The sequence below is a fragment of the Blautia sp. BCRC 81119 genome (genome assembly GCF_003184505.1).
GTDB classification, from domain to species: domain Bacteria; phylum Bacillota; class Clostridia; order Lachnospirales; family Lachnospiraceae; genus Blautia_A; species Blautia_A fusiformis.
The window spans coordinates 80593-96561 of the sequence record NZ_QJHD01000002.1; the positions used below are offsets into that span (position 1 = coordinate 80593).

Annotated in this window: 15 protein-coding genes; 14 read left to right on the plus strand and 1 reads right to left on the minus strand. The window is 47.9% G+C overall.

From position 1 onward, the window contains the following. Nucleotides 1–64: 64 nt before the first annotated feature. The 14 genes from DMI82_RS01420 (at nt 65) to DMI82_RS01485 (ending at nt 15035) form a co-directional block, all read left to right on the plus strand. Nucleotides 65–478, plus strand: a complete 414-nt coding sequence (locus DMI82_RS01420) for an RrF2 family transcriptional regulator (protein WP_110102187.1) — start codon at nt 65–67, stop codon at nt 476–478. A gap of 244 nt (nt 479–722) precedes the next feature. Next, nucleotides 723–4268 carry a pyruvate:ferredoxin (flavodoxin) oxidoreductase gene (gene nifJ, locus DMI82_RS01425; protein ID WP_110102189.1) on the plus strand — a complete coding sequence of 1182 codons (3546 nt, stop codon included), beginning with the start codon at nt 723–725 and terminating at the stop codon, nt 4266–4268. A 113-nt stretch (nt 4269–4381) separates the two neighbouring features. After that, on the plus strand, nt 4382–7156 hold the full coding sequence (locus DMI82_RS01430) for a YfhO family protein (protein ID WP_110102191.1): 2775 nt from the start codon (nt 4382–4384) through the stop codon (nt 7154–7156). Further along, entirely contained in the window at nt 7153–8100 is a 948-nt protein-coding gene (locus DMI82_RS01435; protein ID WP_015524751.1) for a glycosyltransferase family 2 protein, read from the plus strand. Before DMI82_RS01430 ends, DMI82_RS01435 begins: the two co-directional genes overlap by 4 nt. Beyond that, nucleotides 8081–8509 carry a GtrA family protein gene (locus DMI82_RS01440; RefSeq protein ID WP_110102193.1) on the plus strand — a complete coding sequence of 143 codons (429 nt, stop codon included), beginning with the start codon at nt 8081–8083 and terminating at the stop codon, nt 8507–8509. The genes DMI82_RS01435 and DMI82_RS01440 overlap by 20 nt, the downstream gene beginning before the upstream one ends. After that, nucleotides 8509–9561, plus strand: a complete 1053-nt coding sequence (cobT, locus tag DMI82_RS01445) for a nicotinate-nucleotide--dimethylbenzimidazole phosphoribosyltransferase (protein ID WP_110102334.1) — start codon at nt 8509–8511, stop codon at nt 9559–9561. The genes DMI82_RS01440 and cobT overlap by 1 nt, the downstream gene beginning before the upstream one ends. Nucleotide 9562: 1 nt before the next feature. Next, complete coding sequence (locus DMI82_RS01450) at nt 9563–10090, plus strand: bifunctional adenosylcobinamide kinase/adenosylcobinamide-phosphate guanylyltransferase (protein ID WP_110102194.1); 528 nt, start codon at nt 9563–9565, stop codon at nt 10088–10090. After that, a complete protein-coding gene (locus tag DMI82_RS01455) occupies nt 10087–10863 on the plus strand; it encodes an adenosylcobinamide-GDP ribazoletransferase (RefSeq protein WP_110102196.1) in 777 nt (258 codons plus the stop codon). The genes DMI82_RS01450 and DMI82_RS01455 overlap by 4 nt, the downstream gene beginning before the upstream one ends. A gap of 27 nt (nt 10864–10890) precedes the next feature. Then, nucleotides 10891–11271, plus strand: a complete 381-nt coding sequence (locus DMI82_RS01460; RefSeq protein WP_110102197.1) for a bifunctional adenosylcobinamide kinase/adenosylcobinamide-phosphate guanylyltransferase — start codon at nt 10891–10893, stop codon at nt 11269–11271. Beyond that, on the plus strand, nt 11264–11863 hold the full coding sequence (locus DMI82_RS01465; protein ID WP_110102199.1) for a histidine phosphatase family protein: 600 nt from the start codon (nt 11264–11266) through the stop codon (nt 11861–11863). The genes DMI82_RS01460 and DMI82_RS01465 overlap by 8 nt, the downstream gene beginning before the upstream one ends. Nucleotides 11864–11866: 3 nt before the next feature. Then, nucleotides 11867–12685 (plus strand): DUF975 family protein, encoded by an 819-nt coding sequence (locus DMI82_RS01470; protein WP_110102201.1) that lies wholly within the window; start codon nt 11867–11869, stop codon nt 12683–12685. Next, nucleotides 12654–13517: a selenium-dependent molybdenum cofactor biosynthesis protein YqeB gene (yqeB, locus tag DMI82_RS01475; protein WP_330409180.1), complete on the plus strand. Its 864-nt coding sequence runs from the start codon at nt 12654–12656 to the stop codon at nt 13515–13517. Before DMI82_RS01470 ends, yqeB begins: the two co-directional genes overlap by 32 nt. A gap of 54 nt (nt 13518–13571) precedes the next feature. Further along, entirely contained in the window at nt 13572–14264 is a 693-nt protein-coding gene (gene yqeC, locus DMI82_RS01480; protein WP_158526414.1) for a selenium cofactor biosynthesis protein YqeC, read from the plus strand. A 78-nt stretch (nt 14265–14342) separates the two neighbouring features. Then, the gene (locus DMI82_RS01485) at nt 14343–15035 is read left to right on the plus strand and encodes a nucleotidyltransferase family protein (protein WP_199579954.1); all 693 of its coding nucleotides are present in this window, start codon (nt 14343–14345) and stop codon (nt 15033–15035) included. 638 nt (nt 15036–15673) lie between these two features. Here the strand turns inward: DMI82_RS01485 and DMI82_RS01490 are convergent. Next, nucleotides 15674–15964: a BMC domain-containing protein gene (locus DMI82_RS01490; protein ID WP_021651696.1), complete on the minus strand. Its 291-nt coding sequence runs from the start codon at nt 15962–15964 to the stop codon at nt 15674–15676. Nucleotides 15965–15969 lie beyond the last annotated feature (5 nt).

The following is a 15969-nucleotide window of genomic DNA, read 5'->3' on the forward strand; positions in this document are numbered from 1 at the left end:
GATCGGATGGAATGCGGAAACTATCATAAATCAGCAGCTTAGTTGAACAGAAGAGAGGTTAAAAATGTTTATCACCAGAGAAAGCGATTATGCGATGCGGGTTATCCGCGCATTGATGTGGGAGCCGCGTTTGAGCGTCAGCGAGATCTGTGAGAGGGAATCGATCACAGCACCCTTTGCATACAAGATACTGAAGAAGCTTCAGAATGCAGGGCTCGTGGAAGGATACCGCGGAGTTCATGGCGGTTACGCGCTGAAGAGAGATCCGGAAGAACTGTCATTATATGAGATATACAGTGCGATCGATCCGGATATGTCCATCATTGAGTGCCTGAACGGCACATATCAGTGTCCAAGGAACGGACAGGACGGAGTTCCCTGCCATGCACATGATGAGCTTAAGGAGATCCAGGATCAGCTGTGGACAATGCTCCGTCGGAAATCCATGAAGGATCTTTTCGGAAAAGAGGAGAAGTGATTCCCGGATGTGAGTTGGGATAAGCGTATGAGATGATAAGGAGAGCAGTTTGGAGAGGGAAAATTCCGAACAGCTCTTTTTTATTTGTGAAAAAGATAACGGCGTTTGTACAGGATAATATACAAAAAACAATGAAAGAAAATGGACATAACTGGGAATCTATGATATAATAACCAATGGAATTTTAGGCCTTCATAAGCCTAAATAATATATTTTTTAACAAACCTTTAAGGAGGAAAAAACAATGGCAAGAAAGATGAAAACCATGGATGGTAACCATGCAGCCGCTCATGCATCATACGCTTTTTCTGATGTAGCTGCTATTTACCCGATTACCCCTTCATCTGTAATGGCTGAGGCTACAGACGAGTGGGCAACTCAGGGAAGAAAGAACATCTTTGGACAGGAAGTACAGGTTACAGAGATGCAGTCTGAGGCAGGTGCAGCAGGTGCCGTTCACGGTTCTCTGGCAGCAGGTGCCCTGACTACAACCTACACAGCTTCCCAGGGTCTTCTGCTTATGATCCCGAACCTTTACAAGATCGCTGGTGAGCAGCTTCCGGGAGTTATCAACGTATCTGCCCGTGCACTTGCTTCCCACGCACTTTGTATTTTCGGTGACCATTCCGACGTTATGGCCTGTCGTCAGACTGGATGTGCAATGCTTTGTGAGTCTTCTGTACAGGAGGTTATGGACCTTACACCGGTTGCTCATCTTGCAGCAATCAAAGGAAAAGTTCCATTCATCAACTTCTTCGACGGATTCCGTACATCTCATGAGATCCAGAAGATCGAGACATGGGACTATGAAGATCTGAAAGATATGGCAGATATGGACGCAATCGCAGAGTTCCGTAACCGTGCTCTGAACCCGAACCATCCATGTCAGAGAGGTTCCGCTCAGAACCCGGATATCTTCTTCCAGGCAAGAGAGGCATGTAATCCATATTATGACGCTCTTCCGGCAGTTGTTCAGGAGTACATGGACAAAGTTAACGAGAAGATCGGAACAGACTACAAACTGTTCAACTACTACGGAGCTGCTGACGCTGAGCACATCATCGTAGCTATGGGTTCCGTAAACGATACCATCGAGGAGACAATCGATTACCTTATGGCAGCTGGCAAGAAAGTCGGTGTTGTTAAAGTTCGTCTTTACAGACCATTCTGTGCACAGGCTCTTATCGATGCAATCCCGGATACAGTTAAGCAGATCTCTGTTCTTGACAGAACAAAAGAGCCAGGAGCTCTTGGCGAGCCTCTGTATCTTGATGTTGTTGCAGCTCTTCGCGACAGCAAGTTTAGCGATGTTAAGATCTTTACAGGACGTTACGGACTTGGTTCCAAAGATACAACACCTGCACAGATCGTAGCAGTATATGAGAACACTGAGAAAGAGAAATTCACAATCGGTATCGTTGATGATGTTACAAACCTTTCTCTTGAGACAGGCGCACCACTTGTTACAACACCAGAGGGAACAACAAACTGCAAGTTCTGGGGACTTGGAGCTGATGGTACTGTAGGTGCTAACAAGAACTCCATCAAGATCATCGGTGATAACACAGACATGTACGCTCAGGCTTACTTCGATTATGACTCCAAGAAGTCCGGCGGTGTTACAATGTCTCACCTTCGTTTCGGTAAGAAACCGATCAAATCCACATACCTGATCCACAAAGCAAACTTCGTTGCATGTCATAATCCGTCCTATGTTAACAAATATAACATGGTACAGGAGCTTGTTGACGGAGGTACATTCCTTCTGAACTGTGCTTGGGATATGGAAGGACTTGAGAAACATCTTCCAGGACAGGTTAAAGCTTTCATCGCTAACCACAATATCAAATTCTACACCATCGATGGTGTTAAGATTGGTATTGAGACTGGCATGGGACCAACACGTATCAACACGATCCTTCAGTCCGCATTCTTCAAACTTACAGGAATCATTCCTGAGGAGCAGGCTATCGAGCTTATGAAAGCTGCTGCTAAAGCTACTTACGGACGTAAAGGTGATGACGTTGTTAAGAAGAACTGGGCAGCTATCGATGCCGGTGCTAAACAGGTCGTAGAGGTTCAGGTTCCGGAGAGCTGGAAGAACGCTGAGGACGAGGGACTCTTCATGTCTCACGCATCCCACGGTGCTCAGGATGCTCAGGACTTCGTAAACAACATCCAGTGCAAGATCAATGCTCAGGAAGGTAACAGCCTCCCAGTATCTGCATTCAAGGATTATGTAGATGGTACAACACCATCCGGAACAGCTGCATATGAGAAACGTGGTATCGCAGTTAACGTTCCTGTATGGGTTCCGGACAACTGTATCCAGTGTAACCGCTGTGCATACGTCTGCCCGCATGCTGCAATCCGTCCGGTTGCTATGACAGCAGATGAGACAGCTAACGCTCCAGAGGGAATCAAGACACTTCCTCTTACAGGAATGAAAGACTATACATTCACAATGACTGTATCCGCTCTTGACTGTACAGGATGTGGTTCCTGCGCAAATGTCTGCCCAGGAAAGAAAGGCAACAAAGCTCTTGAGATGGCTCCGCTTGAAGCTAACACAGAAGAGCAGAAATTCTTCGATTACGGTGTAACACTTCCTCAGAAGGAAGACGTTATCGCTAAATATAAAGAGACAACTGTAAAAGGCAGCCAGTTCAAACAGCCGCTCCTTGAGTTCTCCGGCGCTTGTGCAGGTTGTGGTGAGACACCATACGCTAAGCTGATCACACAGCTCTTTGGTGACAGAATGTACATTGCAAATGCTACAGGATGTTCCTCTATCTGGGGTAACTCTTCACCATCTACACCATACACAACAAACGCTAAGGGACAGGGACCTGCATGGTCAAACTCTCTGTTCGAGGATAACGCAGAGTTCGGTTATGGTATGCTTCTTGCACAGCGTGCGATCCGTGGCGGTCTGAAAGAGAAGATCGAAGACCTTGTAGCTAACGGAACAAACGAGGATGTTAAGGCAGCTGGTCAGGAATGGCTGGATACTTATGCTGTAGGCGCAACAAATGGTGCAGCTACAGAGAAACTCGTTGCAGCTCTTGAGGCTTGCGGATGTGACAAGGCTAACGAGATCCTTGCACAGAAAGACTTCCTCTCCAAGAAATCCCAGTGGATCTTCGGTGGTGACGGATGGGCTTACGATATCGGATTCGGTGGTGTTGACCACGTTCTTGCAAGCGGACGTGACATCAACGTTATGGTATTCGATACAGAGGTTTACTCCAACACAGGCGGACAGTCTTCCAAATCTACACCGACAGGTGCGATCGCTCAGTTCGCAGCAGGCGGAAAAGAGACTAAGAAGAAAGATATGGCATCTATCGCAATGAGCTATGGCTATGTATATGTAGCACAGATCTCCATGGGTGCTGACTTCAACCAGACTGTAAAAGCAATCGCAGAGGCAGAGGCATATCCGGGACCATCCCTGATCATCGCTTACGCTCCATGTATCAACCATGGTATCAAGAAAGGTATGAGCAAAGCTCAGACAGAGGAAGAGCTGGCAGTTAAGTGCGGATACTGGCACAACTTCAGATTCAACCCGGCTGCTGAGAACAAGTTCAGCCTTGATTCCAAGACACCGGATATGGAGAACTATATGGACTTCCTGAACGGTGAGGTTCGTTACAATTCTCTGCAGCGTCAGAATCCTGAGAAAGCTGCAAGACTGTTTGCTAAGAACGAGTCTGAGGCTCAGGCTAGATATGAGTATCTGCAGAAACTTATCACTCTTTACGGAGCAGATAAGAAAGAAGACTAATTATTGATCAATAGTTACTGTTTATACAGTGTGCTTGCTGATTAAGCATTAGGTGACAGGCCTGCGGTGTTTAGCGCACCGCAGGCCTTTTTTCATATACAGGAGAGACATATATGAAGAGAATTTTTTCGAAGGAGAAATCCCGGAAAGAGAAAAAAGCAGATTTTTATATTCTGTATACGATTGTTTTTGCGGCGATCTCGCTGTTTATTTACAGTTGTTTTTATTTCAATGGAAAATCCCTGATCTGGAGTCATGACGGTGTTCCGCAGCACATCAATGCATTGGCCTATTATGGAAAATATCTGCGGAATGTTCTGCAGACGCTGGTGACGGAGCATAAGCTTTCCCTTCCTATGTGGGATATGCATATCGGATACGGTTCCGATATCCTTACAACACTTCATTATTATGCGATCGGTGATCCGCTGACCTTACTGTCCGTTTTTGTACCGGAAAAAGACACAGAGATCTTATATGAGATTCTGATCTTTCTCCGCATTTATCTGGCGGGTATCACATTCAGCATTTACTGCTTTTACCGCAAGAATCCCAAACAGGCCACATTTCTTGGAAGCCTTGTTTATATTTTTGCAGGATGGACCATTTATGCGTCCATGAAGCACCCATATTTTTCCAATCCCATGATCTATCTGCCGCTGGTCCTTATGGGAATTGAAAAGATTTACAAAAAAGAAAAGCCATACTTTTTTATCTGTGCGACGGCTGTAGCGGCAATGTCTAATTTTTATTTCTTTTATATGATCAGTATCTTTATGGTGCTGTATGCAGCTTTCCGGTATTTTGGAATATTCCGCAAGCGTTCAGTAAAAGATGTATTTCAGTGGTTCCTGAAATTTGCTGGCTTTTATCTGGTCGCACTTATGATCGCTGCACTGATCTTTTTACCTGTGGTCATGACTCTGTTTGGAACAGAGCGCTTTCAGGCGCAGAATTATGTGCCGCTGTTATATGACCGCATTTACTACGAAAAATATCTCGGCTGCCTGATCGGCGAAAATATGATCCAGTGGGGAGTTGCTGGATATTCCGCAGTCGCAATGGCAGGCGTGTTTGTGATCTTTTCCAAAAAGAAAAAATATACGGGACTGAAGCTGGGCTTTGTGCTTCTGAATCTGTTTTTGCTGATCCCCTTTGCAGGTCATGTACTGAATGGATTTTCATACGTGTCCAACCGATGGATCTGGGCGTATGGAATGCTGATCGCATATATCCTGGTACAGGCATATCCGGAACTGTTTACGCTGGGCATCAGGGAAAAACGACGGATATTTGTGATGCTGCTGATATATGGCGTGCTGGCACTGTTTTCAGAATCCGCCCGTACGGAACGCAATATCATGGCACTGATGATGCTGGTCCTGGCTGTGTTTACAGTGGTTTCCTACGGAAACGTATTTACACAGGGAAAATATCTCTGTGGAATGATCGTGGCCGTGCTTGTGACAAGCATCCTTCTGAATGTTTCATACCAGTATTCTTACGAAAAAGATTATCTGTCAGAATTTGAGGAAAAGGATCAGGCGCTGGAGAAGCTTCAGTCCGGACCGGACAAAGCAATCCGGTCAATGGACGATTCAGCGGTTACCAGATATGATCAGTACAAAACGGGCTCTTATGTAAACACTGCAATGTATATGGGAACCAACAGTACTTCCTATTATTTCAGTGTGGCCAATGGAAATATCAGCCGTTTCTTTGATGAGATGTATCTGAATACCCCCTGGGATTATCATTACAGCAGCCTGGACGGACGGAGTATCCTGGATCGTCTTGCCTCGGTGAAATATTTTGCCATCAAAAAAAGCGGATATGGGTATCTGCCATACGGCTATGACAGTGAAGCAGCAGTCACAAAAAAATACAGGATCTACGAAGACGAGGATTCCCTTCCTCTTGGTTATACCTATGATTCCTGGATCTCCAGAGAAAACTATGAAAAGCTTTCCGTGACCGAAAAGCAGCAGGCGCTCCTGCAGGGGGCAGTTCTGGAGGACAGCAGTCTTCCTGAGACAGACCTCACCTTTGACGATAAGAAAGCAGATTTTACACTGGAAGCAGGAAAAGGCTGTAAGATCAAAGACGGAAAGATCATTGTGGCCAAAGAAGGAGCAACCGTACAGATCGGATATCAGGGAGAGCCGGAGGCTGAGGTTTATCTTGTGGCAAAAAATCTGGATTTTAATGCCTATTCTCCACGTGCAGTGGTCAGTGATAAAAAATGGGATTCCATGACAGAATATGAGAAGAATACTGTGCGTTATGAAGACAATAACTGGCGCTACTGGAAAGAAAGCAAGGAATCAGCAGTGGATGTTTCGCTGGGCTCCGTGGACAAGACTATCCGGATCTTTACAGATAAATACAACGGCTACAGCGGAAGACATAATTTTCTTCTGAATATGGGATATAAAAACTATTCTGCAGGAACTATGACACTGACATTCTCCATGCCGGGAGAATATACCTTTGATGATCTGTATGTGGTATGTCAGCCCATGGCTTCTGTTGAAGAACAGACAGAGGAGCTTGGAAAAGAAAGTCTTCAGAATATCAAAACGGAGACAAATTGCATTCGTGGAGATATCACAACCACTTCCGATAAGATCCTGGTATTTTCCATTCCCTACAGCGCAGGCTTTACCGCCTATGTAGATGGAGAAAAAACAGAACTTGTGCAAGCAAACAGTATGTATATGGGACTGGAATTAAAAAAAGGCAGGCATACGATCGCACTCAGATATTGTACACCGTATATTGTGCCCGGAATGATACTGACGGTGCTTGGCCTGATCCTGTTTGCCGGGATCGTAATATCTTACCGGCGCAAGGGAAAACAAAAAGAAAGGGGAAAACAGGAGAAATGAGCCGATTATCGGTAGTTTTGCCTGCCTGTAACGAGGAACCGATGGTGGAGAAAACCTGCCGGACTCTCAGAGAGCTCCTGGGGCAGGCCGGGATCCGTTATGAACTGGTCCTGGTAGATGACGGTTCCTCTGACGGGACCTGGGCAGCCATAGAAAAAGTATCCAGGGAAGATAAAAATGTGACAGGTGTGCATTTTTCCAGAAATTTCGGAAAAGAAGCAGCAATCGTGGCCGGCCTTGCACAGGCATGCGGAGATGCGGTGGCAGTGATGGACTGTGACCTGCAGCATCCGCCGGAAATCCTCTTGGAAATGTACCGGCTCTGGAAGCAGGGCTACGAGGTTGTGGAGGGCATCAAGAAAAACCGGGGAAAAGAAACTCTTTTTCACAGAAAAAGTGCCGGATTTTTCTATCGGATCATGTCCCGTGCCACCGGCTTTGATATGGAAAACGCTTCCGACTTCAAGCTGCTGGACAGGAAAGCGGTGGAGAGTGTTCTCGCCATGCCTGAGCGCAGCATGTTTTTCCGGGCGGCATCATCCTGGATAGGCTTCAAAAGCATCTCCGTACCTTTTGAGGTGCAGGAGCGTGAGGCCGGAGAATCCAAATGGTCTGCAGGAACGCTGATCAGCTATGCGTTTCGGAATATCGTGGCATTTACAACACTTCCGCTGCAGTTTGTAACAGCCGGTGCTGTGGGCTGCTTTGGGTGCTCCCTGCTCCTTCTGGTTTATTCTCTGGTCCGGTATTTTTCCGGGCATGCGGTGGAAGGCTATACCACACTTCTGATCGTGATGCTTTTTATTGGAAGTGCTGTGATGATGAGCCTTGGGATCATCGGATATTATATCGCCAGGATCTATGAGGAAGTAAAACGTCGTCCAAGATATATCGTATCAAAGATCATACGAGGAGGAGATACCAATGAAAAAGTGGATCCTTAAATTCTATGAAAATGATGTGATCCGTTATATTTTCTGGGGTGGTTGTACGACTCTCGTAAATCTGTTAAGCTTTTATATCATGAGGGCAATGGGAATTCCACTGATGAGTGCCAACATCATGTCGATCATCCTGGCGATCCTGTTTGCCTATGTTGTGAATTCCAGATTTGTATTTCATGACCGCTGTGAAACATGGAGGGATCATATACGGCCCTTTCTGAAATTTATAAGTGCCCGTCTGGTGACCATGGTCATTGAGGTAGGTGGCGTATGGCTTCTGGCGGAGATCCTGGGATTTCGGGATATGTTTGCAAAATTCTGCACACAATTTATCGTGCTGGCGTTGAATTATATCTTTAGTAAATTTATTATTTTTACCACAGGTAAAAGGATTGGAGGTAGCAAATGATGACTTTGGATGAGGCAGTGAAGAAAGTCCGCCCTCTGGATGAAAAGGCTATGGAGGGGGCGAGAAAGAGATGGGACAGTATTGCAAAGCCCCTGCATTCTCTGGGAGAGCTGGAGAATATGCTGACACAGATCGCCGGTATCACAGGTACTCCGGAGGTACGTGTGGAAAAAAAAGCAGTGGTTGCCATGTGCGCGGATAACGGAGTTGTAGAAGAGGGGGTGACCCAGACCGGACAGGAAGTGACGGCTGTTGTGGCTGAGAATTTTCTGGAAGGGACTACTACCTGCTGTGTGATGTGCCGTCAGTGTGGAGCAGAGCTTTTTCCTGTAGATGTGGGAATGGTCACAGATACAAAGGTCCGTACAGATCTTAAGGTTGCTTATGGGACCAGAAATATGACCAGAGAGCCGGCAATGACCAGAGATCAGGCGATCCGTGGCATCGAAGCCGGAATTGCCATGGCAGAGGAGCTGAAGGAAAAAGGCTATCAGGTTCTTGCAACCGGCGAGATGGGCATCGGAAATACTACCACCAGCAGTGCGGTAGCAGCTGTGCTTCTCGGAAAACCGGTGGAAGATATGACCGGACGTGGTGCCGGATTGACCAGTGAAGGGCTTGTCCGGAAGATCAATGCGATCAAAAAGGCGATCGCCCTGAATAATCCGGATCGTTCAGATGCCATTGACGTCCTGGCAAAGGTAGGTGGACTGGATATTGCAGGAATGGCAGGAGTATTCATTGGAGGAGCAGCACTTGGAATGCCGGTTGTCATGGACGGATTTATTTCCTGCGTATCTGCACTGATCGCAGTAAAGATCTGCCCGCAGGTAAGTGATCATATCCTTGCGTCTCATGTATCCAAAGAGCCTGCAGCACAGCTGCTCTTGAAGGAGCTTGGCAAGGAAGCGATCATCCACGCCGGCATGTGCCTGGGCGAGGGAACCGGAGCTGTGGCACTGTTTCCGATGATGGATCTGTCCTGTGCAGTATATAATTCCATGAGTACCTTTGGTGATATCAATGTAGAACAGTACGAGGAGCTGAAATAATATGCTGGTTGTTGTAACAGGAGGCAGCGGAAGCGGAAAATCTGCTTTTGCGGAAGAAACCGTACTTTCCTTTGGCGAAGCCAGAAGGATCTATATCGCCACCATGCAGGCTTTTGACGAAGAAAGCCACAGGCGCATCCGCAGACACCGGCACATGCGTGCAGGAAAAGGCTTCGAGACAATTGAAAGATATACAGAGCTGGATGAGCTGCTCATCCCGAAGGACTGCGTGGTCCTTCTGGAGTGCATGTCCAATCTGGTTGCAAATGAGATGTTCCGGGAAGGCGGCTTCCACCCGGAGGTGGCAGAAAAGATCACAGAAGGAGTGAAAAATCTTCTTTCCCAGGCAAAGCATGTGGTGATCGTCACCAACGAGATCTTTTCAGACGGGATCCTCTACGAGGAAGAATCAGAACAGTACAAAAAAGAGCTGGGACAGATCAACCAGAAGCTGGCAGAGATGGCAGAAGAGGTTGTGGAAGTCGTATACGGGATCCCTGTATGGCATAAAGGAGGAAAGGAAGCATGAAAAGTTTATGGAACAGTTTTAAGGCAGCCTTTGCCATGTTTTCAAAGATCCCCATGCCCATGGTGGACTGGAAGAAGGAAAACATAAAATATATGATGTGCTTTTTCCCCTTTGTGGGTACTGCCATCGGCATCCTGACCTGGCTTGCAGGAGGGATCCTCGGAGTGCATGCAGCTCTGGAGCCATTTTTTCTCGCTGTGATCCTTACTGTGATCCCGGTATTTGTTACCGGCGGCATTCATGTAGATGGGCTTCTGGACACGTCAGATGCATTAAGCTCCTGGCAGGAACGCACAAGGAGGCTGGAGATCCTGAAGGATTCCCATGCAGGTGCATTTGCCATTATCACAGCCTGTGTATATTTTATCCTCTGGCTGGGAGCCTGGGATCAGCTCCTTGGAAATTATAACGGGATCTGTATCATGAGCCTGGGCTTTATGATGTCCAGATGTCTTTCCGGGATCGGTGTGATCACATTTCCCAAGGCAAGGACAGACGGGACTGTGGCAGAATTTTCCAGAAATGCGTCAGAGATCGCAGTGCGAAATGTTCTTATCACGATGTTTGTGATCCTTGCAGCGCTGATGATATGGGTAGATCCGGTCCTGGGTGTTCTGGCAGCTGTCAGCGCACTTCTGGTATTCTGGTGGTATCACTATATGGCTTTGAAATATTTTGGAGGGACCACAGGTGATCTTTCCGGATTTTTCCTTTGCATCTGCGAGGTTGTGATGGCACTGGTGCTTGCTTTTGGTGGCACGTTTAATCTGTAATGAAGATTTGGATGAGGTAAAAAAGATATGGAAATGATAATCGGAGGCGCATATCAGGGAAAAGCTGCCTATGCAAAAGCACAGTTCCCGGATGTGGACTGGAAATTCGGAGGAGAGATCACAGAAGAGGAGCTTCTGAAGGCAGCGGGTGTTCTGGGATTTCAGGAATACATAAGAAAAGCTCTGAAGGCAGGAGAAGATCTCACCGGCCTGGCAGAAAAGCTGACACAGCAGGATCCGGATGTGATCCTTGTCAGTGAGGAGGTAGGCTACGGGATCGTTCCGGCGGATGCTTTTGAACGGCAGTACCGAGAAGCTGTTGGCCGGGTGTGCACTGCACTGGCTGCAAAAAGCAGCAGGGTCACAAGAGTGGTATGCGGGATCGGGACGGTGCTGAAGGATGATTAGATTATATCTGATACGACACGGACAGACACCCGGAAATAAGCTTCAGCGTTATATCGGAACAACGGATGAACCGCTGAGCACGGAGGGAAAGGAATTTCTGGAAAAGCTGACCTATCCCATGCCGGAGGCCCTTTATGTAAGTCCGCTCTGCCGCTGTGTGGAAACTGCGGGGATCCTTTTTCCAGGAAAAAGCTTTCATATTATCGAAGAGCTTTCCGAGTGTGATTTTGGAGAGTTTGAGAATAAAAATTATAAAGAGCTTTCCGGAAATCAGGATTATCAGAGGTGGATCGACAGCAATGGAACGCTTCCTTTTCCGGGAGGAGAAAGTCGAGAAGCGTTTAAGTGCCGGAGCCTTACTGGATTTCAGAAGGCTGTCACACAGTGTATCCGTAACAACATAAAGACAGCGGCTCTTGTGATACATGGCGGTACAATCATGAACATTATGGAAGAATATGCGGACAGACCCAGGGCTTTTTATGAATGGCATGTAAAAAACGGCGGCGGTTATCTGGTAGAGCTGGAGCCTGCGCTGTGGCAGAAGGGACGAAGAGAGCTCTGTGTCCGTGAAGCATATATGGAGGGTTAAGTTATGAATGAACAGAAGATCAGCTGGAAACGCAGTGACTTGAAATGGCGCGGAAAACAGGCATTCAAAAAAAATTACTGGTCAGCAGTGCTGGTAAGTCTGGTGCTGGCTATTGTGATGGCAACCGGCGGAAGCGGTGCGGCCACTGGCAGTGCCGGAAATGTGGTAAGTCCGGACTACGGTGTTACAACGTATCGTTTGGGTACGGATATCAATGGTGTTACTTCTTATGTCAGCCATGTATTTCGCTCCCCACTGGCAGTGCTTTTTGCACTTCTGAGTGCCAGTGCCGTGGTAGCTGTGGCTCTGATCGGAATTCTTTTTCATTTCTTTGTGGGAAATGTTTTGGAGGTAGGCGGAAGAGATTTTTACATTGAGAACCTTTATTCTGTACCCGGGCCCGGAAAGCTCCTCAGTGTATTTCGTTCCGGGAATTACGGTAATATCGTAAAAACCATGTTTTTACGGGACCTGTATCTTGTATTGTGGACGCTGCTTTTTATTATTCCCGGAGTGGTAAAATCCTACGAATATAAGATGATCCCTTATCTTCTTGCGGAATATCCGGATATGAGCACAAAGGAAGTATTTGCAAAAAGCCGTGAGATGATGAACGGACAGAAGATGGATACCTTTATCCTGGATCTTTCCTTTATTCCCTGGTCTGTCCTTTCGGCAATTACGGCCGGGATCGCGGGACTCTTTTATGTATCCCCGTATAAGGATGCAACCTATGCGGAGCTTTATGATACTCTTGCGGCAGGAATGCCGGGAAACGGACAGCAGGTGTATGAAGATGAAAACAGCGGCATATACGGATAAAATGATCCTTGTGAGAGGCGGCGGAGATCTGGCCACAGGAGTGATCCACAAGCTTCATCAGAGTGGCTATCAGGTCCTGATCCTGGAATGTGACCGTCCAAGTGCCATCCGCCGTCATGTGGCTTTTTGTGAAGCTGTTTATGACGGAACTGCAGAGGTAGAAGGCGTTGTGTGCAGGAGGATCACGGAGAACGATATCCGGACCCAGTGCAGGAAATGCTGGGCACAGGGAGAGATCCCCCTTCTGACAGATACCCATGGAAAACATATCCGCGAACTGGAGCCGGAGGCAGTGATCGATGCCATCCTTGCAAAAAAGAATCTTGGGACAAGCAGGGATATGGCACCACTGACTGTGGGACTTGGCCCAGGCTTTACCGCAGGGGAGGATGTGGATTACGTGATCGAGACCATGCGGGGCCATAGCCTGGGAAGGATCATAAAAAAAGGCAGTGCCCTGCCGAATACCGGAGTGCCGGGACTGATCGCAGGGATCGGAAAGGAACGTGTGATCCATTCACCGGCAGCCGGTAACATGAAAAACATCTGTCAGATCGCAGATCTTGTTGAAAAAGACCAGGTGATCGCCATGGTAGGTGATACGCCGGTGAAGGCTACCATTTCCGGCGTGATCCGGGGACTGATCCGGGACGGCTACCCTGTTTTTGAGGGAATGAAGATCGCGGACATCGACCCAAGGGCAGAACAGAAGAAAAACTGTTTTACGATCTCAGACAAGGCGAGGTGTATCGCAGGGGGAGTTCTGGAGGTGCTGCTTTCCTGCGGAGTGCTTCCGGGAACAGAGAAAGCTGTGAGGAATGAGAATCTGTGACCGATACAGAGCCTAGTGTCCCTGAAAGAAGTTAGAAGATAAATGGAGTGTGTCATGAAGAAAAATGAAAAAGCGCTTACTGTGGCATTCACAGGAGGCGGCGGAAAAACCAGTCTGATCCTTGGACTGGCAGAAATATTTTCCGGACAGGGAAAACGTGTGATCGTGACCACAACCACGCATATGGCATGGGAACCGGAACGTCCTTTTGCGGAGGCAGAGGACATTCCGGGAGCATGCCGGCTTATAGAACAATACGGATACGTCATCGCGGCTCATCACAAGGCCGGGCAGCCAAAGATTTCCGGCCCCGAAAAGGAGATCCTGGAAAAGCTGCCCGGCTTTTGTGATCTTCTTCTTGTGGAAGCTGACGGATCCAGGCGCCGACCCCTTAAAGTGCCGGCTGTTCATGAGCCGGTGATCCCTTCTTTTGCAGATGTGGTAGTAGGAGTGATCGGTCTTGACTGCATCGGCAGAAGGATCTGTGATACGGCACACCGTCCGGATGATGTGGCGGGATTTCTGGGAAAGCGTACAGATGAGCCTGTGACATGGATGGATGTGTGGAAGATCATCCGGTCTGAAGACGGATTGCAAAAAGGCGTGGACGGGCGAAGATTTCTTGCGTATCTGAACAAGGCAGATATTCTGGAGGATCCCTGTGTGGTGGAGAAGCTTATGGCACAAGGTCAGGAGTCTGGGATCATGATGATCTGCGGAAGCCTGCAGAGAAGTGTAAACAGCTAGTACAGCGAAAATTAAGTTTCTGCTATATTGACGCAGGATGATTTCTTCATCTGCAAGGCGGAGGAATGAGGCGTAGCGGTGGCTACGACGATTGACGACAACGCAGCAGATGAAAAATCAGGCAAGTCAATATGGCGGTTACTTAATATTCGCTGTACTAGAATCGAAAGGAAGTGGAGCGGTGATATGAAGCTGGGACTGATCATGCTGGCAGCAGGAAACAGCCGGCGGTTTGGAAGCAATAAGCTGCTGTACGGGATAGACGGAATGCCGATGTACAGGCATATCCTCCTGGAACTGAAAAAAGTGAAAGCAGCACTGGAGGAACAGGGGCACAGGTGTGAGATCACAGTTGTCACACAGTATGAGGAGATCGCGCAGGAAGCAGAGAAGCTTGGCGCGCGGTTTCTTTATAATCTGCATCCGGATGAGGGGATATCTTCCTCACTGAAGATCGGGCTGCGGGTCAACCGGGAGATGGATGCTTGTTTGTTTACGGTGGCAGATCAGCCGTGGTTGCGGTGGGAGACGGTTTTTGGACTGGTGGATGTGTTTTTGAGAGATGGGAAAGGGATCGCCTGTGTGGAGCATGATGGGAAGACCGGGAATCCCTGTGTCTTTTCGAAGAAGTATTATGGGGAGCTGATGGAACTTTCCGGTGATGTCGGAGGGAAGAGGGTGGTTGTGGCACATCGGGGGGATGTGGTTGTGATGAAGGTGGAGGATGGACGGGAGATGGTGGATGTGGATTTTGCGGACGGACGCCGGTGAGGTACCGTCTGGTTTGGGCTGGGCTTCGTCGGGGGCTGGCTTCTAAGGCGCTGGAAATCTGCTAAAACCGCTGAAAAAAATCCAGAACTCGCTCCTGCGTCGCTCAAACAGCTGGATTTTTTCCAGCAACGCAGATTCCCACCGCCTAAGAAGCGCACCCCTCCTGCAGAGCCAGCCCAAACCAGACGCTACCTCGCCGGCTGACGTGCGAAGGAGTGGAGGGCTAGAGTGAAGGCGTGAGTTTAAAGAATATAGCGAAAAGAGTTGCTGACGTGCGAAAGGGGAGATAGGCTAGAGTGAAAGTGTGAAGTTTGTAGAAGCAGAGCATCGATGATGAAAGCACCGGCTGATGTGTGAAATCACCGTGTCTGAGACAATTTTCACTTATACAAAAGCCAGCAGGGAACCGCCCTGGCGTAGTGGGATGTTCTGCAGGAGTCCTGCTGATTCTTAGGTGGTGTGGTTTCTGCGTTATTCCAAAAAGTTCTGCTGTCTGAGCGGCTTGACGCGAGTTCAGAACTTTTTGGAATGGTTTTAGCAGAAGCCGCAGCACCTTAGAAGCCAGTGGACGACGAAGCCCTTCCCGCTACGCCAGGGCGGTTCCCTGCGTACGTTCGTTATTATAATATAGATATTTCCTACATAAAGTGATTCTTAGCCGCTTCTTCCTCAGCCAGACGAACCGTCTCACCGGAAGGATTGGAGATCACTGCTGAAGCTACGATCTCACAAGGCGGGTTCCCTTTTACACTGTCAACGGCAGCCGTAACAGCAGATACATCACCAGTCAGAAAAACAGTGGCATGACCACCACACTTCGTCTGCCAGGTAAGAAAAGAAACATCAGAAGTCTTCAGCATCTGGTCGATCACCAGGATCGCATTACTGCTGCCAACAACCTCAACTAAACCAAAAGCACCATAATTCATAAATC

Bases quoted from the DNA above. Each gene is read 5' to 3' on its own strand.
- DMI82_RS01490 (WP_021651696.1), bottom strand. From the start codon at position 15,964: ATGAATTATGGTGCTTTTGGTTTAGTTGAGGTTGTTGGCAGCAGTAAT.
- DMI82_RS01435 (WP_015524751.1), top strand. From the start codon at position 7,153: ATGAGCCGATTATCGGTAGTTTTGCCTGCCTGTAACGAGGAACCGATG.
- yqeB (WP_330409180.1), top strand. From the start codon at position 12,654: ATGAAGATGAAAACAGCGGCATATACGGATAAAATGATCCTTGTGAGA.
- DMI82_RS01430 (WP_110102191.1), top strand. From the start codon at position 4,382: ATGAAGAGAATTTTTTCGAAGGAGAAATCCCGGAAAGAGAAAAAAGCA.
- DMI82_RS01460 (WP_110102197.1), top strand. From the start codon at position 10,891: ATGGAAATGATAATCGGAGGCGCATATCAGGGAAAAGCTGCCTATGCA.
- DMI82_RS01470 (WP_110102201.1), top strand. From the start codon at position 11,867: ATGAATGAACAGAAGATCAGCTGGAAACGCAGTGACTTGAAATGGCGC.
- DMI82_RS01450 (WP_110102194.1), top strand. From the start codon at position 9,563: ATGCTGGTTGTTGTAACAGGAGGCAGCGGAAGCGGAAAATCTGCTTTT.
- DMI82_RS01455 (WP_110102196.1), top strand. From the start codon at position 10,087: ATGAAAAGTTTATGGAACAGTTTTAAGGCAGCCTTTGCCATGTTTTCA.
- DMI82_RS01465 (WP_110102199.1), top strand. From the start codon at position 11,264: ATGATTAGATTATATCTGATACGACACGGACAGACACCCGGAAATAAG.
- cobT (WP_110102334.1), top strand. From the start codon at position 8,509: ATGACTTTGGATGAGGCAGTGAAGAAAGTCCGCCCTCTGGATGAAAAG.
- nifJ (WP_110102189.1), top strand. From the start codon at position 723: ATGGCAAGAAAGATGAAAACCATGGATGGTAACCATGCAGCCGCTCAT.
- DMI82_RS01440 (WP_110102193.1), top strand. From the start codon at position 8,081: ATGAAAAAGTGGATCCTTAAATTCTATGAAAATGATGTGATCCGTTAT.
- DMI82_RS01420 (WP_110102187.1), top strand. From the start codon at position 65: ATGTTTATCACCAGAGAAAGCGATTATGCGATGCGGGTTATCCGCGCA.
- yqeC (WP_158526414.1), top strand. From the start codon at position 13,572: ATGAAGAAAAATGAAAAAGCGCTTACTGTGGCATTCACAGGAGGCGGC.